Source organism: Streptomyces cavernae (genome assembly GCF_004023625.1).
GTDB classification, from domain to species: domain Bacteria; phylum Actinomycetota; class Actinomycetes; order Streptomycetales; family Streptomycetaceae; genus Streptomyces; species Streptomyces cavernae.
In genome coordinates, this window is sequence record NZ_ML137713.1 from 55,812 (window position 1) to 80,477 (window position 24,666).

Consider the following 24,666-nt stretch of genomic DNA (forward strand, 5'->3'; position numbering starts at 1 on the left):
AGTGGTCCCCGGCAGGCCCCAGGGCGTGCGAGGCCTGCCGGGAAACCGGGGGGCACCGCCAGTGGTGCCTGCGGTGCCGTGGCGCCTGTGGTGTCAGGAGCTGACGGAGAATCCGCTGAAGACGGCTTCGATGTCCTCGCCGGGATAGTTGACGTTGGCCGCGCTGGCGACCATCCCGGCGTCACCGGTGCCTGCGGCCGACAGCACCTGGGCGGTGCCGACCTGCGACCATGTGTCGCCGTCCTTGCTGGCGTACGCGGTGTAGGTGGCGCCGTCCCGGGTCAGCTTGAGATACGCCGGGTGGTAGGTGGAGCCACCGCCCGCCCAGGTGTCGAGCTTCCCGTCGCCGTCGCTGTCGGTCATGAACTCAAGTCCGTAACCCTGGGTCATGACCAGCACCGCGTAACCGCCCTTCTCGGGCGCCGTCAGGTCGTTGGCGAAGGCGACCCCGGCCTTGCCGACCGGTGAGGCGCTGTCCTGGGAGACCAACTGGGCCTGCACGGTGGCCTTCTCCCCGGCCGCGTCGTCGCGGTAGATGACACCCTTCTCGTCCTTCCAGCCGGACAGGTCCTGGCCGCCCGCCCAGATGGCGAACTGGTCGCCGGCCTGGGCGTATTGGGCGTCCCCGGACGTGGTGGTGTCGTTCGTCAGGTACGGCTCCCGCACGCTGCCCGGGGCGGCCTTCACCTGCGCCCGCACGGTGTCGGACACCTTCTGCGATCCGCTGTGTCCGTTGTAGGTGGCGGTGCCCGTGAGGCCGTGGCTGCCCCAGCGGGCGTCATCGGCCGGGGTCACCGTCCAGGAGGTGGTGAGCGTGGCGCCGTACTTGAGCGACTTCGTGGTGGTCGGGCCGGTCGCCTTCGCGGTCCATCCCTCGGGCAGGTCCAGTGCCGCCTTGGCGTTCTTGAGGGTGCGGGTGCCCCAGTTGGTCACCTCGGTGGTCACCTCGAACGGTTCACCTGCGTCGGTCGAGGGGGCGTCCGGGGTGATCAGGACGGAGGCGGCCGGAGCGTCATCGCGCCCCAGCGCCCTGATGGCCTTGGCCGCCCCCTTCGCCTTGAGGTTGACGAAGGCCGGCGTGACACCGAGCGGCGCCGCATACCCCTTCAGGGTCTTCGGGCCGCGGATCACGGTGCCCTGGTTCACGTCGTACCAGGTGCCCGGCGGTAGATGGACGGAGCGGGTGGCGCCGGTGCTCAGCTTGGGCGCGGCCAGCACGGCCGGGCCGAGCATCCACTCGTCGGTGACCGTGTAACTCGCCTCGTCCCTCGGGAAGTCGAAGAACAGCGGCCGCATGATCGGATCGCCGGTCTTCAGGGTGCTCTGCACCTGGTCCCAGATGTAGGGCGCGAGCTTCTCGTGCGTCTTGATCGCCTGCCGGTACAGGTCGACCGTCTCCTGGTCGTAGTCCACCTTCTGCCCCGTGGTGGTGTCGTTGGTGTCCACGGGGGAGGTCGAGGCGTACATCAGCGGCATCAGCGAGGCGGACTGCGCCCACCGCACCAGCACCTCCTTCGACGGCGCGGGCTGGCCGCCGGAGCCGCCGATCATGTCGGACTCGACGAACGGGTAGCCGATGGTGGAGATGGCCAGGTTCTGGGTGGCGGAGGCGCGCAGGGAATCCCAGCCGGTGCCCTTGTCGACCTGCCGGGTGACGAAGCCGGCCTCGTGGGCCGTCCGGTTCCAGTGCACCCGGATGCCGGCGCCCTGGAGATCGAACTCGTCGGCGAGCTCGGTGCCGAGCTTCTGGTAGTCCGTGGCCTGGTGGCCCTTGCGCGGCGCGCACTTCTCGTCGAAGAAGCGGGTGTCGAACTTCAGCCCGTCGATGTCGTACGTGTCCATCAGCTTCTTGAGGTTGCCCTCGTACCAGGCCTTGGCGTCGGGGTTCGCCAGGTCGATGATCCCGGCCTGGCCGTTCCACCACGTCACTTCGCACGGCTTGGTCGTGTCCTTGGCGTCCATGAGCAGATAGCCCTTGTCGACCGCGTACTGGTAGTTGTCGGAGTCCAGGTTGATCCACAGGGTGACCCAGATGCCGAAGTCGAACCCCATGTCGTGGATCTTCTTGGAGAGGCCCTTGGGATCGGGGAACGTCTTGGGGTCCCAGGTCAGATTGCCGTAGTTCGACTCCCACTTGTCGTCGAGCTGGATGGTGTGCCCGTCCAGACCGTTTGCTTTGAGGTCGGTGGCGTAGTCGAGCAGTTTCTCCTGGTCGACCTTGGTGTAGAACTGCGCCCAGGAGTTCCACAGCGGCTTGGCGTACTGCTCGTACGTGGCGTCGCTCTTGGCCGGTTTGCCGACGATGCCTATGTAGTCGCGGTAGACCTCCAGCGGGGTCGACTCGACGAACACGGTGGCCTTGTAGGTGTCGGGCGACTCGACGGTGAAGGTGCCGAGGCCGTCCTTGCCCCTGTTGAGTCCCACGTCCATGACGTCCCCGGTGTCGACGCGCAGACCGGTCGACCTGGAGGTGTACCAGAACGGGTCGATCATGTTGTACGACGCCGGGCCGAAGGCCTCGTGGTCGACCTCGCCGGCGTCGAGCGGCCAGGGCTGGTTGACGCCGGGACCGCCCTGCGGGGTCTCCGCCTCGCCGTGGCCGTACCAGTGGCCGGCCGATGACAGGTCGTAGGCGAGGCCCAGCTGCTTCGGTCCGCCTCCGCGGACGTCCCAGTCGAGCTGGTAGCGGTCGGCGCCGGGGGTGATCCGGGCCTCCACCGTGGCGCCGTCGAGCGTGCTGTCGGCGGTGACGGTCAGGACGCCGTTCTTCCACGTCCAGTCGGTGACGCCGGTCGCGTGCTGCCACGTGCCGTCGGCCGCGGTGAAGCGCAGGGCGCCGCAGCGCAGGGCGCCGGTGTCACCGGAGGCTGTGGCGAGCACGGTCTTCCCGGCGCGGCGCGTGGTCAGGGCGAGTTCGTCGGTGGCCACGTCGAGGGTGTAGCCGGGGGCGTTGGCGGAGGCAGGTACGGAGACCGTGACGGCGCGCTCGGCGCGGACCACCTTCGGCCCGCCGGTGCCGGTGCCGGTGCCGGTAGTGGCGGTGGCGGTGGGGCGGGCGGCGGCCGATGCCGGGGCAGAGCCGGTGACGGGCGCCATCAGCAGGGCGGCGGTCAGGGCCGCGGCGAGTAACTGGCTGCCGGGACTGCTCAGTCGGGCGTGCACTCGTGTCCTCCTGTCGGACAGGACGGTGACTCGGGAGCGGCGGTGCGTGGTGCCGGTGGCGTGCGGAGTGCACGGTCACGAGGAAGCGCGGTGCTCGGCAGGGCATGGGGTCTGCTCGATGCTGCGTGCAGATGCAAGATTTCAAGCGATTTCGCTCATGCTCTTGCGGTTGCCGCCACCTGTCAACATGCGGGACAGGTGGCTTCCCGAGTGCCCGGGGAGCCCTACTGGAGCAACTGTTGTCCCTGATGGCGGTCGGTCCCGGGGCCCGCTGAGAGGCTTCGGCGGGCCCGGAAGCCGTTCGTAACGGACGCGTAAATTTCTGCGCCACGAGATGCTTTCGGGAGCGCCCGGTCAGGCCAGGATCACGGAACGGGTCGGATGGCGTGGATTGTCCGGGTCCAGCCCGCGTGCCAGGCGAGAGTGGCGGCCGGCCGGTGCACGACGATGAGGTCCGGTCCCCTCGCTCGAGCGCAGCCGAGAGCGGGGGAGAGACGGCGGGGCCCGGCCGGTGTGACGGGGCCCGGCCGAGTGCCACCAACTACCCGCCGGTTGCGGGCGATATCGCCGGCGAGACCGGACGGCAGTGCCGCCGGGGCCCCGGGCCAGCAGCCACGGGAGCGGCGTGCGGTGTCAGGCGCGGATGACCTTCACACCGGCCGCCGTGAACGACTCGGTCAGCTCGTCGGAGGCGGCCTTGTCGGTCACCAGGACGTCGATGTCCTCCACCGGGCAGATGCGGGCGAAGGCCCGCCGGTCCAGCTTGGAGGAGTCGGCCACCGCGACGACCTGCTGCGCGCGGTGGGCCAGCGCCCGGTTGATGCTGGCCTCGCCCTCGTGGTGGGCGGTCGCCCCGTGGGCCACGTCGATGGCATCCACTCCGATGAAGACCTGGTCCAATGCGATCTCCGCGAGCAGTTCGGTGGCCAGCGGCCCGATCAGCTCATAGGACGCCGGCCGGGCCACCCCGCCGGTCACCACGAGCTTGACGTGGCGCCGTACGACCAGTTCGTTGGCGATGTTCAGGGCATTGGTCACCACGGTGACCGCCGTCTCCGCGCCGCCGGAACTCAGGTCTGCGCGGGTGGCCAGTGCCCGCGCCACCTCGGTGGTCGTGGTGCCGCCGTTCAGCCCCACCACGGCGCCGGCTTTCACCAGCCCGGCAGCCGCGTCCGCGATCCGCTCCTTCTCCGGAGCCTTGCGCGCGGCCTTGTAGCGCAGTGGCAGGTCGTAGGCGATCGCGTTGATCACGGCTCCGCCGTGCGTACGGGTGACCATCTGCTGGCGGGCGAGCTCGTCGAGGTCACGCCTGATCGTCGCGGCGGAGACCCGCAACTCCTCGGCGGCCGGCTCGACTTCGATCCGCCCGTCGCGCGTCAGCATCTCCAGCAGCGCGCTCCACCGGGCCTGCGGTGCCGCCATGTCTCACAACTCCCTGTCGGTGGTGTGCGCCACGATGTGCGCACCCCATGAAACCACGGCGCATGATCAGGTGTTTTATGGTCGCCAAACGAGCAAAATCCTGCACCTGCCGCAGGTCCTTGCCGGTCATCTGTCAGATCAGCGAGAACGCCGTGCGGTTCCACGGCAGCGCACGCCGTCACGCGCTGGGCCCCCACCGGCGGCCTGGCTTTGGATGACGGCCAGGTGGCGAGTGGAGGCGGCCGGGGTTGGTGTGAGCGGCCGTCCCGGCGCCGACGGAACGCCTCGGCGCCGGGACGGCCGTTGTGGCGGGAGCCGGTGTGCTTCGTCGCGTGTCCGTGCCGGTGACTGCGGCCCTACTTGGCCCGGTGGGCGAGGATCAGGGATACCGGTGGCCCGGGTCCGGATGTGGCCGACGCGTCCGTTCCGGAGGATGGGGATGCGCAGGACGGTGCCCAGCCGCGACCACGGCCTCCCCGAGATGAGCGAGTCACTGATCACCTGGGCGGCCGTCATGCTGATGACCCGGCGGCTCACCGCCGCAAGCCATTCAGATGGGCGAACCCGCAAAGACGTGCTCGACCGGGGCCCGCATCACGGGCAGTGTCTTGTCGGGACAGCTCCTGACAACAAGTCAGTGCGGGTTGGAGGCCGCCTTGCAGCCGGTTTGCGCTCCGCCCGGGCCTTGTCGGCGAGCGCCAACGCCCCATGGGCGTCGACGGGATACCTGGTGGAGAAATTCGCTCCTGTCAAGCAGTCGTGGGCGATCGAGCGTGTCTCGACCACCGGACGACGGCGATTCCCGCGAGCAGGCTGAGCAGGCCGAACAGGAGACAGCGAACTGGCGTCGCATCGTCATCGGTCGGCGTCAGCCGCGGTCTGTCGCGGGTTCCGGCGGTGGGCCGGTGAGCGGTGTCCGCTGCGGGTGGTGGGAGAGTGTCGGTCTCCTGCGACAACTCCTGGGCGATGCGTCGCCAGACCCGCTCAGGGGGCGTGGCCGGCAGATCCGCCATGTCCGTGGTGCGCGCGGCGGCGACCACGCGGACCATCAGCCTCAGTTCGTCCCGGCAGCGGACGCACACCGCGATGTGCCGCAGGGCGCTGACGTCATCGTCGCTGCGCGGAGCGTTTCCCAATGCCAGTTCCAGCAGGTGCGCGGTCTCGACGTGGGCCACCGTGTTCTCCTGTTCCGCGAGCTTTCGTGCGGCCTGTTTACACGGTCGGGTCGGATGCCCTGCGGGGCCGTCAGGCCGGTGGATGAGCCGTGGGCCTGAAGTCGGACGGGGCGAGGCGGGCCCGGCGAACCCGGCCCGACGGTGACGGCTGGCGCCGCGCCAGCGTCAAGGCGCACAGCGACAGCCGTCACCCCGAGCCCGGTCACCGTTACACAGTCTCCGGCACGCCGGCCCGCGCCGCGGCGGGCAACCAGCACGCCTGTCACCGTCACCGCTCCGGCCGCGGCGGCCATGCCGGCCACTCGCCCGAGGAGTTCGGGGCGACGGCGGCGCCGCTGCCGCCCGCGTGGACGGCGTTGGGCGCCCTGCCGCCTGCGTGGACGGCGTTGGGCGCCTACTTCTTGGCGCTGAACGTCTGGGTCTTCAGTGCCAGGTTCTGGTCCTCGGCGCTGCCCCAGGCGTAGACGACGTTGCTGGTCCCTTCCTCGAGGTTCAGGTCGGCCGGGCCGATGGCCACGGTGTCCGTACCGGCGAGCACGACGTCGGCGCTCACGGTGCCCGAGTCGACCACGGCGGTGTCCTCCTGCGGGTTGGTCAGTCCGGTGAAGACCGGCTGTCCGCCCGCTCGGACGTCGACGGCGGGTGCGGCCGCGACATGACGAACTGTCAGGCGTGCCTTGCCGGATGCGACCTGCGAGACGTCGTTGACGAAGGCCGTCAGCCGGGGGGCGCCGTCGGCGGAGAGGTGGGCGGCGACCGTGGCGTTCCCACCCTCCGGTACCTTGATCTCCTTCTCCAGGGCCGGCGTGCCTCCGGGATCCTGGCCCGCTTTGAAGATCTCGATGTCATAGGTTCCGGCGGCGAGCGGCTGCGGTTCGGTCAGCGTGCCCGGCTTGAAGTCGCCGAGCAGCTCGTCACCGTTGGCGTAGACGTCGACGGTCATCCCGGGAATGCCGTGGAAGACGGACACCATGGCCTGGTCGTGTTCAGTGGCGGAGGCCGCGGTCGCGGGCGCGGTGACACCAAGGGCGAGGGCACAGGCGCCGGCCGAGGCGACGACCGCAAGCGAAGTCCGGGTAATCATGGGGGTCATCCCTTCGAATGGAGTGTCCGCACGGTGCGGAGTCTCGGTCCTGTTTCCTGCGGAGGCGCCGCTGTGGATGCGTGTGCGAGACCTCTGTTGGACCTCTGTTGGACATGCCTAGACGCCGGTCCCCTGCGTACGGCCCTGTTCGATCACTCGGCGCAGCCGGTGCAGGCCACGGCGGGCGTGACTCTTGACCGTGCCCAGGGGCATCCCGGTCCGTTCCGCTATCTGGGCCTGGGTCAGGTCCTCGTAGAAGGCCATGCAGAGCACTTGCCGCTGATGGCGCGGCAGTCGTGACAGCACGTCCACCAGGAGCACCCTGTCCAGTACTGCGTCCGGCGTCGCATCGGCGTGCGGAGGCGCGTCGGTGTTCCGAGCGGCCGACTCGACCAGCGCCGAGCGCCTCGTCCTGGCTGCCAGCGCGTCGACGATCTTGCGGCGCGTGATGCCGACCAGCCAGGCGCCGAGTGCGCCCTGCTCCGGACGGAAGCTGTCCCGACCGCGCCAGGCGCCGAGAAACACCTGCTGTGTCAGGTCCTCCGCCTCGTGGGCGTCACCGAGCGAGCGGCTGGCCATGGTGTGGACGAGCGAACCCCAGCGCCGGTAGATCGCCGCGAACGCTTCCTCGTCGGCGGCGCGCAGGCCACGGGCCAGTTCTTCCTCGTACTGCGTTTCCTCCACGGGCGCGGTGAGGGCGGTGGTGGATCGCGTGTTCATGCTCATGCCCTGGTTCCTCCTGCCGTACGTCCCGTGCGGGACGGAAGGCCGTGTGCGGACCGCACCGGTCGCCGTGCGGGCCGTGGTGACCGGGGCGGATCTCTCTCAGTCTCGGAGGAACAAACGACGCAAAACAACACGCGTCGTTTTTGCGTCGTATAGTCGGAGTCGTGGACGTGGACACAGGCGTCGGTGACGACCGGGAAGACGAGGACCTGCGGGGCGGCGGAGGGCTGACCACGGGCGAGGTCGCACGGCGCCTCGGGGTGGCTCCGACCACGATCCGTACCTGGGACCGCCGCTACGGCCTGGGTCCAGACGCGCGCACCGACGGCCGGCACCGGCGCTGGACCGCCGCGGACGTGGCGCGGCTGGAGCGGATGTGCGCCCTGACAGCGACCGGACTGCCGCCCGCCGAGGCCGCGCGCATGGCGCGCAGCGAGGCGTCGCCGGCCGGGGCCCCGGGCGGGGACACCGCCGCCGCGTCGGCGAGCCGTAGGCCCCTGACGGCCCGGGGGCGGACGCGCAGCCGGGCCGGCAGTGGCCTGCGGCTCGCCGACGCACGTCAGGAGTGCAAGGGGATCGCCCGCGCCGCACTGCGCCTCGACGCCGCCGTTCTGGATGAGCTGCTGTCGGCCGCGATCGCCGAGTACGGCCTGGTGGCCGCCTGGACCGAGGTGATCATGCCGACGCTCCAGGCGGTAGGCCGCAAGTGGGAGAGCTCGGGCGAGAAGTACGTCGAGGTCGAGCACTTCCTGTCCTGGCACGTCTCCGGGGCGCTGCGGTGCAGCGCACCCCCTGTGGTCGCCGACCGCCCCGGCGCCACCACAGTGCTCGCGTGCGTGCCGGGGGAGAGCCACACACTGCCGCTGGAAGCACTGGCCGCCGTGCTGGCCGAGCGGGGGATCCCGGTGCGCATGTTCGGCGGCGCACTGCCCGTCGAGTCGCTCGTCGCGGCGGTGCGCAGGACCGGACCGGCCGCGGTGGGACTGTGGGCGCAGTCGCGCACCACCGCGAGCCGGCCACTGGCCCAGCACGTGGCCGCGATGGAGTGGGGGGTGCGCGGTGCGCGCCGCAAGCCGCTCGTCCTGACGCTCGGGCCCGGCTGGGCCGGGCAGGCGGTGACCGGTCTGCCGCGCCCCTCAGGGCTGGCGGAGGCCGTAGCGGTCCTTGAGCCGCTCGTGGCGAGGTGATCTCCGGTGGCCGCTGACGGCTGCTCGTCGATCAAGGTGCCCGAACCGCGCGGCGGCCACCCCGGGCCGCTCCCGGGCCGCCCCCGGCCACCCCCGGCCACGGCCGCCCCCGGCCACCCCGGGCCACCCCGGGCCGGCCGCGCCTGCCCGAGCTTGATCAGTCATGTCCGGGGGCGGGGCGGCTATGTCCTGAGCCAGGCTGTCTGGTCGGGTGCCAGCAGTCCGTCCTCGACAGGGCCGCTGGCCAGCAGGATCGAGGCGTGGTCGGGCAGGGGGTACGCCTCGTCCGAGAGATTGACGACGCAGGCGAATCCCGGGTCCCGGCTGAAGGCGAGGACGCCGGCGGGGGCGTCCAGCCAGGTCATGGTGCCGTCGCCGAGGGCGGGGTCGTCGCGGCGCAGGCGCAGGGCGGTGCGGTACAGCTCCAGCATCGAGGTCTCGTCACCGGTCTGGGCCTCCACAGTGCGCTCGCCCCAGTTCGCGGGCTGCGGCAGCCAGGGCTCGGCGGAGGCGTCCTCCGGGCTGAAGCCGAAAGGTGCTGTCTGTCCCGACCAGGGGAGGGGGACCCGGCAGCCGTCGCGGCCTCGGCCGGTGTGGCCGGAGCGTTCCCAGATGGGGTCCTGGAGGACGGACTCGGGGAGGTCCTCGACTTCGGGCAGGCCGAGTTCCTCGCCCTGGTAGACATAGGCGCCGCCGGGGAGGGCGAGCATCAGCAGGGCTGCCGCGCGGGCGCGGCGGGTGCCGAGTTCCAGGTCGACGGGACCTTCGGGCTGGTAGCGCTCGCCCGGCACCCATCGTTTGACGGTCCTGCGGGCGTAGCGGCTGGTGTGGCGCATGACGTCGTGGTTCGACAGGACCCAGGTGGCCGGGGCGCCGACCGCGCCGAGCATGGAGAGCGAGTTGTCGATGACCCTTCGCAAGTCCTCGGGATCCCAAGTGGACATGAGGAAGTCGAAGTTGAACGCGGTGTGCAGGCCGTCCCGGCGGACGTAGGCGGCGAGCCGCTCGGGGGTGTCCGCCCACGCTTCGGCGACGAAGCACCGGTCGCCCGGGAACTCGTCGGCCACCTTGCGCCAGGCGCGGAAGATGTCGTGGACCTCGTCGCGGTCCCAGTGCGGGTGGTCGACGTGCTGCCACGGCTGACCGCCGTCCACGCCCCGGCGGGGCGGCAGGTCGGGAAGCTCCGGGTGCTTGATCAGCCCGTGGGCGACGTCGATGCGGAATCCGTCCACGCCACGGCTGAACCAGAAGCGCAGGATCGACTCGAACTCCGCGAGCACCTCGGGGTGTTCCCAGTTGAGGTCCGGCTGCTCGGGAGCGAACAGGTGGAGGTACCACTCGCCGTCGGGCAGCCGGGTCCAGGCGGGTCCACCGAAGGCGGAGACCCAGTTGTTGGGAGCTTCGGCGCCGTCGGCGCCGCGGCCGGGGCGGAAGACATAGCGTTCGCGTTCCGGGCTGCCGGGGCCGGCGGCCAGTGCCGCCTGGAACCAGGCGTGCTGGTCGGAGGTGTGGTTGGGCACGATGTCGGGGATGACACGGAGCCCGTACCGGTGGGCTTCCTCGATGAGCTGCTCGGCCTCGGCCACGGTGCCGAACAGCGGGTCGATGGCGCGGAAGTCGGCGACGTCGTAACCATGGTCCGCCATCGGCGACTTGTACCACGGGTTGATCCAGATGGCGTCGACACCGAGCGCCTTGAGGTAGGGCAGGCGGGAGCGGATGCCCGCGATGTCGCCGACGCCGTCGCCGTTGCCGTCGGCGAAGCTGCGGATGTAGACCTGGTAGATGACGGCGCTGCGCCACCACGGCGTTGCGGTGGGGGACATATGGGTGCGGTACTCCTTGCACGTCGGGGGGTGAAGGGCGACGGGGCGCCCGGGTCTACTTCGCCGCGCCGGCGGTGAGTCCGGCGACGATACGGCGCTGGAAGAGCAGCACCATGACCACCAGCGGGACCGTGACGAGGACGCCCGCGGCCATCTGGCTGCCGAACGGGGTCTCGTACGTCGTGGCGCCGGTGAACTTCGAGATGGCGACCGGTGCGGTCTGCATGGCGGGCTTGTTGGTCATCGACAGGGCGATGAGGAACTCGTTCCAGGCCGCGATGAAGGTGATGATCGCGGTGGTGAAGATGCCCGGCGCCGCGAGCGGGATGATGACCTTGCGGAACGCCTGGCCGCGGGTGCAGCCGTCGACCATGGCGGCGTGCTCCAGTTCGTCCGGCATCTGCCGGAAGAACGTGGTCAGGTTCCACACCGCCAGCGGCAGCGCGAAGGACATGCTCGGCACGATCATGGCCTGGTAGGTGTTGATCCAGCCGATGTCCGTGAACAGCTTCAGCAGCGGCACCACGATCGACACCACCGGGAACATCGAGGTCGCGATGATGAGGGTCAGGATCAGCCGCTTGAACCGGAACTCCAGCCGGGCCATGGCATAGGCGGTGAACGTGGCCACCAGCAGCGCCAGGACGGTGGTGACGCCGGCCACGACCAGGCTGTTGAGCAGCGCGCGCCCGAACCCCTGCGCCGGGTCGAACACCGCACGGTAGTTCTCGAACGACACCGATGAGGGCACCAGCGAGGTGTCGAAGATGTCCGAGGTGCGCCGCAGGCTGGAGACCAGCATCCAGTAGAACGGGGCCAGGCAGTAGGCCACCACCGCGCCGACACCCGCGTACAGCAGCCCGCTGCGCCACTTCGCTGTGAGCATCATGACGTCACCTCCGCACGGCGCAGCGCCGGGATCCGCAGACGCCTGCCCTTCCGCTTGTGTGTGTCCGCACCGACGTCGCCGATCAGATCGGCCCCCAGCAGCCGTACGAATGCCAGGGCGATGAGGAAGACGTAGAGAAAGAGGAGCACCGCGTACGCGGACGCCGGTCCGAAACGGACGTTGGACGCCTCGTGGTGCGCCAGCATCGACAGGGTCTCCACCGAGTGCTTCTGCGCGCCGACGAGGATGTAGGGCAGGTCGAACATCCGCAGCGCGTCCATGCAGCGGAACAGCATCGCCACCAGCAGCGCGGGCTTCACCAGGGGCAGGGTGATGTGCCAGAACCGGCGCGCCGCGCTCGCTCCGTCGATGCGGGCCGCCTCGTAGACCTCCTTCGGGATCACCTGCAGTCCGGCCAGAACCAGCAGCCCGATGAAGGGAGCGGTCTTCCACACCTCGGCGACGATGACCGCGACCTTTGCCTGGAAGCCCTCGGTGGTCCACAGGATCTGTTGGCCGATGAGTGCGTTGGCGATGCCGTCGCTGTTGAAGATCCAGCGCCACAGCAGGCCGGAGATGGCGGTGGGCACTGCCCAGGGCACCAGGATGCCTGCCCGAACCAGGCCGCGGCCCCGGAACGCCTCGTGCATGATCAAGGCCATCCCCACACCGATCAGCGTCTCCAGGCCCACCGTGACGACGGTGAAGAAGGTGGTGTTCCAGAAGGCGTTCCAGAACCGCTCCCCGGCCTGGCCGAGGATGTCGGCGTAGTTCTGCAGCCCGACGAACGGTTCGGTGTCGCGGATGAAGCCGGTCTTCGGGTCCAGCCCCTTGGCCCCGTACAGCGACCCGTTCAGCGCCATGAGCGTCGGGTAGAGCACGACGATCGCCAGCACCACCAGCGTCGGGGACACCAGCAACGCCGCCATCCGGCCCGAGCCCGCGGTTGCCCGGGCCCGCCGCCGGTTCACCGGCCCGCGGTCACCGCCGGCCGCACGGCCGGCGCCGGTTTCGGGCGGGGTCTTGGTGACGGCCATGGCTCCCGCTCCTCACTGCGCCGCGGACTTCTGCTGCAGATCCTTCTGCAGGTCCTTCAACGCCTGCGCGCTGCTCTTGCTGCCGGTCAGTGCGGCGTACGCCTCCTGCTGGAGCGACGCGGTCACGTCGCCGTACTGCACGACCCGTGGACGAGGCACCGCGCGCAGGATGGACTCCTTGAGCACCGGCAGATACGGGTACTGCTCGACCAGCGCCTTGTCGTCGTAGAAGGCGGCGTACGCCGGGGCGAGGGCGGCCTCCTTGAGGAAGTACCTCGATGTCTCCTCGCTGGTGTAGAACTTCATGAAGTCGAGGGCCGTGGCCTTGTTCTTGGCGAAGGACGACAGGGCCAGGTTGTGACCGCCCAGGCTGGAGGAGCCGGGCCCGTCCAGACCGGGCAGCGGCGCGACCGCGAACTTCCCGGCTATCTCGCTCTTTCCGGCCAGGGAGTACACGTACGGCCAGTTGCGCAGGAAGATCAGCTTGCCGGCCTGGAACGCCTGACGGCTTTCCTCCTCCTGGTACGTGATCGCCTCCTTCGGGATCGTCCCGTCCTTGAAGGAGTCGACGAGGAAGTCCAGGCCCTTCTTCGCGTCCGCCGTGTCGACGTCCGGCTTGCCGCTGCCGTCGGTGACGGTGCCGCCCGCTGAGTTCACGGCCTCGGAGAAGTTCACCGTCAGGCCCTCGTACTTCTGGAACTGCCCGGCGTAGCACGACATGTCCTTGGCGTCGGGCAGCTTCTTGACCTCGGCACAGGCGGACTTCATCTCCGCCCAGGTGCCCGGGGGCTGGGTGATGCCGGCCTTCTTCAGCAGATCGGTGCGGTAGTACAGCATTCCGCCGTCCGAACTGGACGGGACCGCGTACAGGCCGTCGCGGTACTTCGCCGTCTCCAACACCGGCTTCAGCATCCTGTCCAGCGGGAACTGCTTGCCGGGCAGCGGGTCGATCCACCGGTGGGCGGCGAACTCCGAGGTCCACACGACATCGAGGTAGAGCACCGTGTAGGCGTCGGACTTCGTCTCCGCGTTCTGGATCATCTGCTGGCGCTGCGTGTCCGCGTCCGACGGCAGCTGGATGAGGGTGACCTTCTCCTTCGGGTGCTCCTTGTTCCAGCGGTCGATCAACGGCTGACGGGTGCCGGTGGTGTCCTTGCCGGACACGAACGTGATGGGGCCGCGGCCCTCGAACGACGTCGCCCCGGTCTGCCCGGAACCGTCGGCGCCTGACGAGCCGCAGGCGGAGAGGAGTAGCCCGGCGGCGGCGAACGCGGCCGAACACTGACACGCTCTGGTGATCCTGGTCTTCATGTCTCTCCTGGTCGTGCTGAGCCGGAGTCGCGGCTGGTTTCCCCGGGAGGACGCCGCTGCCGACGTGACTCTGAGATGGGCATGTGCTGAGACCGCGTTACCACTGCGCCTTATGCATCAACAGCGCAGGTCAAACCGCTGAGAGTCGGCTCGATCAGGATTGCTGCGACTGCTCTGTGGCAACGCTTGCAACGTAGAGGTGCGTTTTCCGGAAGTCAATGCGTTACTTCGCGGTAGTTGAGGGTGATGCGGCAGGCAGCGGCGCCCCTTATCTGGGGTTTTACACCAGATGATCCGCCCTGAAAGCGATGTCATCCACACCGCGATCGGCGTGCTGTCTGTGCTACCTTCCGCTCATGCCACCAGCTCAGCGGCACCCCACGATGGCCGATGTGGCCCAACGGGCCGGGGTCTCCACTTCCACCGTCTCGCGCACCCTGCGCGGCCTGTCCACCGTCTCGCCGGAGGTTCGCGCCCGCGTTGAGGAGGCCGCACGGGAGTTGAACTTCGCCGTGTCGCGGCAGGCTGCAAGCCTTGTCACGGGCAGGACCGGGACCGTGGCAGTGCTCGTGCCCACACTCAACTCATGGTTCATGGGAGCCGCCCTGTCCAGCCTGGCCCCGCTGCTGCGGGCGGCCGGCATGGACCTGAACGTCTACATGGTCGGCGACCTCGCCGCGCGCACCGCGTTCTTCGATCGGCTCCCGGCCCGGCGCAACGCCGACGCGCTGCTGGTGTTCTGCTTCGACCTCACCGACGAGGAGACCACGCGCCTGGACAACATCGGCATGCCAGTCATCTACGTCAGCCAGCACGTCGAGGGCCGCCCCAGCGTCTACGTCGACGATGTCGCCGGCGCCTGCAAGGCCACTCGCCACCTGATCAACCTCGGACACCGTCGGATCGCCTTCGCGTACACCGTCGGCGTCCGTGGTTTCAGTTTCAGTTCACGTGAGCGACTCCTCGGCTACCGTCAGGCGCTCGCCGAGGCGGGCATCCCGCTGGACGAGGACCTGGTGGTCACCACGCCACCCCGTGACAAGCGCGGCACCACGCAGGCGGTGGGCAACCTGCTGAGCCTGCGGGAACCACCCACGGCGATCTTCGCCGAGCAGGACGAACTGGCCGCCTCCGTCATCTCGACCCTGCGCACGGTGCAGATCGAGGTGCCCGAACGGATCTCCGTCCTCGGCTTCGACGACCAGTTGATGGCGGAGTGGCTCGACCTGTCCACCGTGGCCCAGTCCCCCTCGGACATCGGCCGTGAAGCCGCCGAACTGGCCCTCGAGCTCATCAACGATCCCGAGGCGGACCGCGGCCGGCACATCGTCCTGCCCACGCACCTGATCCCACGAGGGACCACGGCCCCGCCGTCCGCCCCTCAGGGCGAACGCCAGGCCAACGGCCATGCCGAAGGCCGGCGCGTTTGAGGCGACCACCGCCCGCGGCACGGCGAGTTCGCTTACGAACCGAGCCTTTGAAGGGGTTCTGGCCGGGAGCACTGTCCACGGAGGTGCGGCCGCGCCGAGGGCATCGGCAGACCGGACACAGCGACCGCCCGCGCGAACACCTCGGCGGGCGGACCCAGGCAGTCGTCGGCGTCGGCAGCCGCCGCGGTCCTTCTCCCCGAGCCCCCGTCCGCACGGCGGGAACCAGGTCGCCCCACCCGGCGTTGAGCAGGACACAAGGCAAGGTAGGGGTTCTCATGGCGTACGGATCGCACTACGGCCCAGAATCTCAGTACGGACCGCACGGCGTGGCCCGCCCTGCGCCGGCGTCGCGCCGGGCACGGGCCAGGGACGCCGGCGTCGTGGTGGCGGGCTGGGTTGCCCTGCTGTGGGTGCTCGAAGCCATCGACACGGTGAGCGGCCACGCCCTGGACACCTTCGGCATCACCCCGCGTGAGGCCGGTGAACTGCGTGACGTCGTGCCCGCCGCCTTCGTGCACTTCGGGTTCGACCATCTCGCCGCGAACAGCGTGCCGCTGCTGGTCCTCGGCTTCCTGGCCGCGCTGTCCGGCCTGCGCCGGTTTCTCTCCGTCGTCACGTTGATAGTCCTCGCCAGCGGCCTGGGCGTGTGGCTGACGGCACCCGCGTACTCCACGACCGCCGGCGTCTCCGGCGTCATCTTCGGCCTCTTCGGCTATCTGCTGATACGCGGCTTCGTGGACCGCCGCCCCGGCGACATCGTCGTGGGCCTCCTCGTCGGCCTGGTCTACGGCTCGCTCCTGTGGGGCGTCCTCCCGACGACGGCCGGGGTCAGCTGGCAGGGGCATCTCTTCGGCCTGCTCGGCGGGGTAGCCGCGGCCTTCGTGTTCAGGCGCTCGCGCGGCGCCTGAGCAAGGGCGGTGGGCTTGAGACGGCCCATGGCCCTGGGGAGGGTGTCTACGGCGCGAGGGAGAAGTAGTTCTCTTCTTCCTGGGTGAAGTGAAGGCGCAGGACGGTGTTCGGGCCGTAGAGGCAGGAACGCAGGTCGTCGAATTGCTCTGCCGGAGTCGGGGACGAGCCGAGAGACCAGCGGCGGCGGGATTGCTCCTTCCCACCGGACCTCGCCGCTCGCGTCCGCCTGCCTCTCAGGGTGGTGGACGTGTCCCTGCGGCGGGTGCCGGAGTGGGGGGACCGGTGCCCGCTCCCTCGGTGACTTCTCGTCATCCACCGACGCGAGTTCTCGCGCGGTACGGACCTTGAGTGGACGAGCGTGCCTCGGCGTTCGGGACGGCAGTGGTGACCACCCGGAGATCGCCGACCGGCATGTGACGCGGAATTCGAGGCCGTTGAGGGCCGACCGGCCCACTTGTGGCCCCGGACAGCCCATGGGATCCCGCCCGGTTCCGCTGGACGCTCGGAGTGCCGAGAGGTTCTGGAGGAGGTCCGCGATGCCGGACGCACCGGGCGGAGCCACCGTGCTCGATGCACGCGTGCGCCTGCTGCCGCGCGGGTCCCCGGACCCGTATCCGCGCCGACTTCGCTGAGGAGGCAACGGTCATGAAGCACAACAAGGTCGGTTCCGTGATGACCACGGACGTCGTCCGCGCCGAGTACGCCACCCCCTTCAAGGAGGTGGCAGGGTTGCTCGGTGAGCATCGCATCAGCGGACTGCCGGTGGTCGACGACGACGAGAAGGTGATCGGTGTCATCTCCGAGACCGACCTGCTTCTGAGGCAGGCCGAGACGCCCGACCCGTACCAGCCGAAGAAGCACTTCCGGCTCGCCGACCTGACACCCGCCGCCAGGAAGCGGGAGGCGAAGGCCCACGCTCGCACCGCCGGGCAGCTGATGTCCGAGCCTCCGGTCACGGTCCACGCCGAGGACACCATCGTCGCGGCAGCCCGGACCATGGTCCGGCACCATGTGGAGCGGTTGCCCGTCCTCGACGCGGAGGAGCGGCTCGTCGGCATCGTCACCCGTCGTGACCTGCTTCAGGTCTTCCTGCGGCCCGACGATGAGATCCGCAACGAGGTGATCGACGAGGTGCTGGGACGTGCCCTGTGGTTGTCGCCACGCGTCATCGACGTCTCCGTGGCGGACGGCGTGGTCACGCTCTCCGGGCAGATGGAGCGCAAGAGCGAGACGGAGATCGCTGCCTCCATGACCCGGCAGATGGACGGTGTCGTCGGGGTCGTCAGCGAACTCACCTACCGGCTGGACGACGCCCGTATCCAGGCCGAGGAGCAGGCGTTCCGCGGCGTGGCCGACGACTGGCTGCGCAGGCTGTGAGAACTCTCCGGGAGGTCCGTGTTGTAACGAGCCCTGACCGCGCGACTCTCCGCCTCGCCCACGCCGCTGTCCCGGCACCCCACGCACAACAGCCGACTCTGGTTCTCAGCATCGCGACAACCCCGGCACGTCACCGAGTTGGCGTTGTGAATCTGGCAGAACAGTATGCCCGTTTGGGGCCTGTTTGTTAGAACTGCCCGCCCCGCGTGCGGAGTTGCGGGCGGGGCTCACCCAGGGCCGTTTCCAGCGGATGCTTCTGCGCATGTGGTGCAGCTCATAGCAACCGGTCCCCGTGTGGTACGCGTGTGACAGGTGAGAATAGAGTGGCAGATGTTCCCTACTGCCCCCGTAGCAATGCGATATGACGGGAAGTCAGGGCAGCGTTCGCCACCCGTGCACCACCCGAAGGGATCATTCCTTGCGTCACAAGAAGCGCGCCATGACCCGTCGCACCGTCCTCGGAGCGGCCGGTCTCGCAGCCGGCGCCGCCGCCGCGGTCCCGGTTTTCGCCTCGGCCGCCCCGACCAAGGCCACGACGAGGCAGGAGCGTGTGCCCCGCACCCGGGCGAAGACGTTCTCGGGCGCGGCAGCCAAGTCCGCGGAGCCGGGCTTCCCCGTCGAATACGTCGGCGTCACCTGGACCGGGGCCCAGCGCGGTGCCGGCATCAGACTGCTCGACCAGGACGGCAAGGCGGGCGCGTGGCAGACGCTGAAGCCGGTCTGCGCCGCCGGAGCGGACGGGGACGCCGGGGAACCCGCGAAGAACGCGAGCGTGCTGGTGCCCACCGGTGGGGCCGCCGGTTACGAACTCAGGATGCCGGACGGTGCGACCAACGTACGCTCCACCGCCATCGACACGGTCAACGGTCCGACCATGAAGGTCTCCGTGCCCACCGAGACGGCGTCGTTCCGGGGCGTCGAGTTCATCACCCGGGCCGGCTGGGGTGCCGACGAATCCCTCCGCTTCAAGGCGGACGGCACCGAGAACTCGCCGCAGACCTACTACCCGGCCCAGACGATGACGGTGCATCACACGGCGGGCGCCAACGGCGACTTGGACCCGGCCGCCACCATTCGTGCGTATTACTTCATGCACGCGATCACCAACGACTGGGGTGACATCGGCTACCACTTCCTCATCGATGAGGCGGGCCTCATCTACGAGGGCCGTTACACGGGCACGGACGGCATCCCGGCCCACAACGCCGACGGGAAGATGGTGACCGCGTTCCACGCCGCCGGCTTCAACTCCGGCAACCTCGGCATCGCCGTACTCGGCAGCTTCGAGAGCCAGGCCCCGACCGCCGCCGCCCGTCAGTCGCTGACCAAGCTGCTCGCGGCGCTGTCCGACTACCACAACTTCGACCCCGAGGCCGCCGTCACCTTCGTCAACCCTGTCAACGGCGTCAAGAAGAACGTCCGGATGATCAGCGGTCACCGCGACTGGCTGGCCACCGAGTGCCCCGGCACCACGTTCTACGGTGACCTCCCCGCCCTGCGCAGGGACGTCGCGGCAGCGCGTTCCGGTAGCTGACGCAGGGCTCCACCAGTCAGCAGTAACACGCGAGGAGGGCGTCCGCGGGAGCGGGCGCCCTCCGAACGGAGGCGAACCGGTCCGGAAGTCGATCGCGTCGGAAGACTCGATCACGGGCGCTGAGTTGATCGTCGGGGCCCGTTGTGGACCGCGGTTGCGTCTACTGGACACCGCTCCGTCCTCGCTCGCGTATCCGGACCGCCACGAACGCGATCAATGCCAGTGCGACGACGGCGATGACCGCCTTCTGGAAGATGCCCGCGTAGTCGTCCACGACCTGCCAGTTGTCGCCCAGCACGTAGCCGGCCACGACGAAGCCGGAGTTCCAGATCAGGCTGCCGAGCGTGGTCAGGGGCAGGAACTGCCGCACAGGCATCCGTTCGACGCCCGCCGGCAGCGAGATGAGGTTTCGGAACAGGGGCACCATCCGGCCGAAGAACACCGCCTTCGTGCCCGGGTACGACCAGCTCCTGGCGCTGTGCCACCGGGCCTGGTTGGGCCGGACGGTCGCGGAACTGAGCGCAGTAGGCAATCTGGGTGGCAAGACGATCTGGTGCGAGCAGGCCCTGCCGACCGAGGTGGGGCCGGACCGGCCCGACGAGCAGGAGCCGGTCGAGGCAGCATGACCGGGGGTCGCACGGTGGGCCGCAGGCCTGGAGCATAAGGCCCCGTCGGACGCCGTGGTCGCGGCCTTTTCCAGGGCACTCGCGGGCCCTGTGCGGCACGCCGACAGCTGGAGGCGGAGCGCCGGGGGCACGGGTCGCCTCCCGCCCCGGCGAGCCTGGCCATCGCGCGAGGAGGCCGAGGGGCACTCAACAGTGCCTGAGTACTTACGGATCCAGTGCACCGCCGACATGGCCGGCACTACCCGGTGCGGGAGAAGGGCGCCCGGACGCCCGGACGACCGGGCGCCCCTCTTCCCGTACGGCCGTGCGTCAGGGCACCTCGACCCACTGCGCCTTGCTCGGCGTCCCCTGGCCGTCCACCACGAACAGCATGTACCAGCCGGAATGGACCAGATTGCGGTTCTCGGGGACGGTGACGGTCACGCCGTCCTTCGTCTTCTTGAGGTCCAGCGCGATGGACCGCTGGTCGACGTCGGTGACGTGCGTGGTGGCGCTCGGGCGGATCAGCCGCGCCGTCTTGATGGACGACGCGTGCTTCGTGGCGAAGGTCGCCGACTCGCCGCGCGCGATGGCCTTCGGGCCGCCGCTGAGTGTGGGCCGCGCGCCCTGGTACAGATACGTCGGCGTGTAGATCGTGATGCGCTTCTCGGCCGTGCCGGGCTTGGTGTTGGCCTTGTCGCCGAAGAGCGGGTCTCCGCCGAAGAACATCACGCGGCCGTCGGGCAGCAGCACCGAACCGGCGTGGTAGTTGCGGCCCACCAGCGGGTCGGCGACGCGTTCGAAGGTATTGGACTTCGGGTGGTAGATCCGCGCCTGGAGGATGTTGGAGCCGCTGCGCGCGCGGTAGTCCTCGGAGCCGCCGGAGACCAGCACGGTGTCGTCGGGCAGGATCGAGGCCTCCGGGTAGCGGGTGCCCTTCTCCAGCTCGGGCCCGTCCACGAAGCGCGGGTTCTCGGCCTTGAGGTCGATGAGGCGGGTCTTGTTGCTGGACAGCTTGGACTCACCGACCCCGCCGCCGCCGATGACCATGTACTTGTCGTCCTGCGCCGGCGGCAGCAGCACCGTGCCGGAGGTCTCCATCAGCTTCGGGTCGCTCAGGCCCGGCAACTTGGTGAACTTGTTGGTCTTCAGGTCCCAGATGCCCGGGTCGCGGCCCACGTCGTCCGGGCCGTAACCCGCGTTGGAGCCCGAGTAGAAGATCTTGCCGTTCTGCATCAGGAACAGCGCCGGGTAGGTGGGGAACTGCATCTTCCCCGCCGTGTACTTCCACGTCCTGGTCTTCGGGTCGTAGATCTCGTTCTTGCCCGGCACGAGCTGGCCGATGTCGTCGAGCCCGGACACGCTGAGGATCCTTCCGTCGCTCAGCGTGGTCAGCGTCGGGTACCAGCGAGCCTCGTTCATCGGGTCGACCTTGATGTACTTCTCGGCGACCGGGTCGAACTCGTAGGTGTCCTTCAGGCCCTGGAAGTCCTTCTTGTCCAGAGCGAGCTTCTGCGCGATGCCGTAGATGTTGCGGGCGTCGGCACCGGTGAGGCCCTGGATGCGGTAGTTGTCCTCGGTGCCGGTCTCGTACTTGGCGCCCTCCTTCTGCGCCTCGACATAGACGCGGCCGTAGCCCGGGTTGTTGCGCAGCCATGTGCCGGTCTTCTTGTCGAAGACCTTCTTCGCGCGTGGAATGAGGACCGATTCCGTCGCCATGAAGGTCTTGCCGTTCTCCCTGCCCTTGAACCTGGTGCCGCCGGGCAGCGTCATCGGCTTGTCCGGATTCTCGTTGTAGATGATCATCACGCCGCCGGCCTTCTTCACGTTGCCCTTGAGCTTCTCGTAGCTCTTGGTGCCGCCCGCCACGAGCAGGTTGCCGTTGGCCAGCTGGGTGTGGCCGCCGCAGAACAGGTCGTTCGGCGTCGGGACTCTCTTGATGGTGTTCTTGACCGGGTCCCACAGACGCGTGTCGTACACCTTCGCGTCCTTGTTCTTCTGGTTGTTGCCGGAGCCCGCGATCATCAGGATCTTGCCGGTGCGCAGCAGTGCCGCGTGAATGGTGTTCTGCTGGAACTCCTCGGGGAACTCGACGACCTCCCAGTGGCCGTTCTCGGCTTTGTACTCGGCTGTGTTGATTTGGTACTGGTGGTATTTGTCGGCGCCGAAGCGGTACAGCCACGGCCCGTTCATCCCGGCCAGTGCGAGGACCACCGTCGTGCCTATCGCGAGACGACGAGCGCGACGGCGGCCGGCAGTACGGATGGTCATTCCTTACGTCTCCCCAAGAGCGAGCTGCATGGTCTGGTCGGTGCCGCCACCGGAGGCAGCCCGACTCGGCCTGTGCCGGGCGGGCGTGCCGCGCATGCCGCCCCGGCAACGGCCGTGGCTCGTGGTGCTGCCCCACCGGCTCACGAAATCCGGCGGCCCGAGCTGGGCAGGGACGACGAGCTTCGGACCACGAACTCCGTCTCCGGGGGAGTGGAGGCCGCACGAGCGTAATTGATCATCCCGACGTGCGGCCGGGACGCACTAGGGCCTACCAGGGCCGAAAAAACAGGGCCGAAATCAGAGCCGTTCGGACCTCGCGGACTTCGCACTGCCGCCCCCTCGGCAGTGGCCTCTGTCCGGCCCGAAGGAGAGTCGGGTGGGACGAATGACCACTTGATCCGGATTCAATGCCGCGCTAGGAGTGTGACGCCCGAGAACCGGCGTGGCCCGGCTCAGGGGTCCTTGCACCATGCCCGCCCGGGTCGCGCGGCCCGGCACCGCTCCCCCAAGCTCTCGGCTGCGCTCGAGCAGGGGGCACCCCCATCGCCGCGTTGCCAAAAGGTCCTAGTAGCTCCGCTACGAGGACCTTCCGGCGCCTTGCGATGCACGGCACCAGACCACGCGACCTGATCGGACGCTCATAGTGCAAGGACCCCTCAGTCCTTGACCCCTGGTCCATCAACTGCGGCACCTGCGCCCGCTGCCGCGCCGGACTCACCGCGCACTGCGCCGCCGTGCCCTGCACGGCGATGTACGGTGCCGCCATCGGCGGCAGTTGGGCGGACTCGCTCAGGAGGCCGTCCCCGCCGTACTCGGTCGGGGGTCGACAAGGATCTTGGGGCCGGGCCCTGCCCGTTCCGGCCGTTCGCCGGCGAGTACGAGGCCCACCTCGTCGAGGCCCACGGTGGCCGCCACGAGCGGCCTGGGGTCCACCGATCCGACGGCGTACGCGCGGATGGTGGCGTCGAGGCCGGGGGAGGCGGACAGGACACCCACCGCGGCCACGTCCTTGAGGACGAGGATGCGAGTGTCGACGCGGCTGGGTTCGCCGGCCAGACCGATGTAGACGAGACGGCCGCCCGGCTCGACGAGTTCCAGTGCCCTCGCGGGCAGATGGGCGGCGTTCGTGGCGTCGACGACCGCGTCGAAGGGCAGGTCCGGCAAAGTGTCTTCCGCCCACACGTGCTCGAATCCCAGGGTGTGGGCGAAGGCGAGCGAGCTGTCGGTGGCCCCCATGAGGTGGACCTCCGCTCCGGCGGCGCGGAGGAACATCGCGGCGAGCAGTCCGATCGTCCCCGGGCCCAGCACCAGCGCTCGGTCCCCGGCCCGCGCCGCGGCGGCCTGCGCGGCGCGCAAGGCGTTGCCGCCGGGCTCCACGAGTGCGCCGAGCTCGGCGTCGACGGAGTCGGGCAGATCGTGCAACGAGGAGGCCGGTACGGCGAGTTGCTCGGCCAGGGCACCGGCCTGGCCGCCGCGGATGCCGACCTCGCGCCGTTTCCCGCACACGTGCTGGTGACCCCGCAGGCAGCGACGGCAGCTGCCGCAGCCGAGCATGGTGTCGCCCATGACGCGGCGACCGAGCCAGCCGGGGTCGACGCCGTCGCCGACCGTCAGGACGCGGCCGCACCACTCGTGCCCGAGCCGCATCGGGTAGGCGGAGTGGCCCTGGTGGAGGTAGGCCATCTCGCCGGTGAAGAACTCCACGTCGGTGCCGCACACGCCGACCCGCTCGACGTCGATGACGACTTCCCCGGGTCCGGCCACCGGCGCCGGGAGGTCCTGGACCTCGCAGGTACCAGGTGCCGTCAGTACGAACGCGCGCACGGAGGCCGGCTCACCGGGGTCCGAGCACGTGCTGGCGCTGGGTGCCGAGCTGCTTGATGCCCAGTTCCATCACGTCACCCGGCTGGAGGTAGACGGGCGGCGTGAGGCCCATGCCGACACCGGGCGGGGTGCCCGTGTTGATGAGGTCGCCGGGCTCCAGGACGAGGAACTGGCTGAGGTAGTGCACGATGAAGTACGGGTCGAAGATCATCGTCTTGGTGCTGCCGGTCTGCCGCCGCACCCCGTTGACGTCCAGCCACATGTCGAGCGCGAGCACGTCGTCGATCTCGTCGGTCGTGGCCAGCCAGGGCCCTGCGGGATTGAAGGTCTCGGCGGACTTGCCCTTGGCCCACTGCCCGCCGCGATCCAACTGGAAGGCGCGCTCGCTGACGTCGTTGACGACCACATAGCCGGCGATGGCGTCGCGGGCCTCCTCCACCGACTCGAGATAGCTCGTGCGGCGGCCGATGACGATGCCGAGCTCCACCTCCCAGTCGGTCTTCGTGGAGCCGCGTGGGATGCGCACGTCGTCGTGCGGGCCGATGAGGGTGTTGGGCGACTTGGTGAACAGGATCGGCTCGTCGGGTACGGGCATGCCGCTCTCGGCCGCGTGGTCACGGTAGTTGAGCCCGATGCACAGGATCTGATGCGGACGTGCGACGGGGGCGCCGACGCGCTCACCGGCGAAGCGGGAAACCCGGCCCGCGGCCGTCCGCTCGGCCACGACGGGACGGACGCGGTCGAGGCCGCCCGACCCGAAGAACGCCTCGTCGAAGTCCGTTACGACATCGGAAAGGTCTACGTACGTCCCGTCGTCGATGCGGGCGACGGGCTTCTCGGCGCCGGGTGCGCCGATGCGCATGAGATACACGGGGTGTCTCCAGGGTTCGGTCGGCG

General features: G+C 69.5%; 18 protein-coding genes and 2 pseudogenes. 7 read left to right on the plus strand and 13 right to left on the minus strand.

The annotated features are described in order from the left end of the window. Positions 1-93: 93 nt before the first annotated feature. The 5 genes and pseudogenes from EF387_RS07245 to EF387_RS07270 form a co-directional block, all read right to left on the minus strand. Positions 94-3,096 (minus strand): TIM-barrel domain-containing protein, encoded by a 3,003-nt coding sequence (locus EF387_RS07245; RefSeq protein ID WP_128375791.1) that lies wholly within the window; start codon positions 3,094-3,096, stop codon positions 94-96. A 699-nt stretch (positions 3,097-3,795) separates the two neighbouring features. Continuing rightward, entirely contained in the window at positions 3,796-4,584 is a 789-nt protein-coding gene (locus tag EF387_RS07250) for a DeoR/GlpR family DNA-binding transcription regulator (RefSeq protein ID WP_128375664.1), read from the minus strand. Between the two features lie 749 nt (positions 4,585-5,333). Then, positions 5,334-5,759, minus strand: a complete 426-nt coding sequence (locus tag EF387_RS07255) for a hypothetical protein (RefSeq protein WP_128375665.1) — start codon at positions 5,757-5,759, stop codon at positions 5,334-5,336. 224 nt (positions 5,760-5,983) lie between these two features. Continuing rightward, a pseudogene (locus EF387_RS07265) lies at positions 5,984-6,843 on the minus strand (DUF4397 domain-containing protein); the annotation flags it as partial. Between the two features lie 117 nt (positions 6,844-6,960). After that, complete coding sequence (locus EF387_RS07270) at positions 6,961-7,569, minus strand: RNA polymerase sigma factor (RefSeq protein ID WP_128375668.1); 609 nt, start codon at positions 7,567-7,569, stop codon at positions 6,961-6,963. Between the two features lie 170 nt (positions 7,570-7,739). Here EF387_RS07270 and EF387_RS07275 point away from each other — a divergent pair, with 170 nt between their 5' ends. Further along, positions 7,740-8,756, plus strand: a complete 1,017-nt coding sequence (locus EF387_RS07275) for a MerR family transcriptional regulator (RefSeq protein ID WP_420802541.1) — start codon at positions 7,740-7,742, stop codon at positions 8,754-8,756. Between the two features lie 182 nt (positions 8,757-8,938). On the opposite strand, the gene EF387_RS07280 is transcribed toward EF387_RS07275, so the two are convergent. The 4 genes from EF387_RS07280 to EF387_RS07295 are packed head-to-tail and all read right to left on the minus strand — an operon-like array spanning position 8,939 to position 13,819. Then, complete coding sequence (locus EF387_RS07280) at positions 8,939-10,582, minus strand: glycoside hydrolase family 13 protein (protein WP_128375670.1); 1,644 nt, start codon at positions 10,580-10,582, stop codon at positions 8,939-8,941. Between the two features lie 55 nt (positions 10,583-10,637). Then, complete coding sequence (locus EF387_RS07285) at positions 10,638-11,471, minus strand: carbohydrate ABC transporter permease (RefSeq protein ID WP_128375671.1); 834 nt, start codon at positions 11,469-11,471, stop codon at positions 10,638-10,640. Further along, positions 11,468-12,508 carry a carbohydrate ABC transporter permease gene (locus tag EF387_RS07290; RefSeq protein WP_128375672.1) on the minus strand — a complete coding sequence of 347 codons (1,041 nt, stop codon included), beginning with the start codon at positions 12,506-12,508 and terminating at the stop codon, positions 11,468-11,470. The genes EF387_RS07285 and EF387_RS07290 overlap by 4 nt, the downstream gene beginning before the upstream one ends. Positions 12,509-12,520: 12 nt before the next feature. Then, a complete protein-coding gene (locus EF387_RS07295; RefSeq protein WP_128375673.1) occupies positions 12,521-13,819 on the minus strand; it encodes an ABC transporter substrate-binding protein in 1,299 nt (432 codons plus the stop codon). 356 nt (positions 13,820-14,175) lie between these two features. On the opposite strand from EF387_RS07295, the gene EF387_RS07300 reads away from it, so the two are divergent. The 4 genes from EF387_RS07300 (at position 14,176) to EF387_RS07320 (ending at position 19,069) form a co-directional block, all read left to right on the plus strand. Then, the gene (locus EF387_RS07300) at positions 14,176-15,249 is read left to right on the plus strand and encodes a LacI family DNA-binding transcriptional regulator (RefSeq protein WP_338058093.1); all 1,074 of its coding nucleotides are present in this window, start codon (positions 14,176-14,178) and stop codon (positions 15,247-15,249) included. Positions 15,250-15,524: 275 nt separating this feature from the next. Beyond that, complete coding sequence (locus tag EF387_RS07305; RefSeq protein ID WP_128375674.1) at positions 15,525-16,157, plus strand: rhomboid family intramembrane serine protease; 633 nt, start codon at positions 15,525-15,527, stop codon at positions 16,155-16,157. 646 nt (positions 16,158-16,803) lie between these two features. Next, positions 16,804-17,535, plus strand: a complete 732-nt coding sequence (locus tag EF387_RS07315) for a CBS domain-containing protein (RefSeq protein ID WP_128375676.1) — start codon at positions 16,804-16,806, stop codon at positions 17,533-17,535. Positions 17,536-17,974: 439 nt separating this feature from the next. After that, a complete protein-coding gene (locus tag EF387_RS07320) occupies positions 17,975-19,069 on the plus strand; it encodes a peptidoglycan recognition protein family protein (protein WP_128375677.1) in 1,095 nt (364 codons plus the stop codon). Positions 19,070-19,229: 160 nt separating this feature from the next. Here EF387_RS07320 and EF387_RS48075 read toward each other — a convergent pair whose 3' ends face one another. Continuing rightward, a complete protein-coding gene (locus EF387_RS48075) occupies positions 19,230-19,496 on the minus strand; it encodes a DedA family protein (RefSeq protein ID WP_420802538.1) in 267 nt (88 codons plus the stop codon). Here EF387_RS48075 and EF387_RS48080 point away from each other — a divergent pair. Then, positions 19,471-19,695, plus strand: coding sequence for a hypothetical protein (locus tag EF387_RS48080; protein WP_238431394.1), 225 nt, complete (start codon positions 19,471-19,473; stop codon positions 19,693-19,695). The two genes, EF387_RS48075 and EF387_RS48080, sit on opposite strands and share 26 nt — an antisense overlap. Before the next feature lie 309 nt (positions 19,696-20,004). On the opposite strand, the gene glxA is transcribed toward EF387_RS48080, so the two are convergent. Then, positions 20,005-21,945: a radical copper oxidase GlxA gene (gene glxA, locus EF387_RS07330; RefSeq protein WP_128375679.1), complete on the minus strand. Its 1,941-nt coding sequence runs from the start codon at positions 21,943-21,945 to the stop codon at positions 20,005-20,007. A gap of 659 nt (positions 21,946-22,604) precedes the next feature. Between glxA and EF387_RS48085 the strand changes: the two are divergent. Then, a pseudogene (locus EF387_RS48085) lies at positions 22,605-22,724 on the plus strand (zinc-dependent alcohol dehydrogenase); the annotation flags it as partial. A gap of 10 nt (positions 22,725-22,734) precedes the next feature. On the opposite strand, the gene EF387_RS07340 reads toward EF387_RS48085, so the two are convergent. Together EF387_RS07340 and EF387_RS07345 are read right to left on the minus strand one after the other, a co-directional pair. Next, entirely contained in the window at positions 22,735-23,769 is a 1,035-nt protein-coding gene (locus EF387_RS07340; protein ID WP_128375680.1) for a zinc-dependent alcohol dehydrogenase, read from the minus strand. A 10-nt stretch (positions 23,770-23,779) separates the two neighbouring features. Beyond that, positions 23,780-24,640: a fumarylacetoacetate hydrolase family protein gene (locus EF387_RS07345; RefSeq protein ID WP_128375681.1), complete on the minus strand. Its 861-nt coding sequence runs from the start codon at positions 24,638-24,640 to the stop codon at positions 23,780-23,782. Positions 24,641-24,666: the final 26 nt, after the last annotated feature.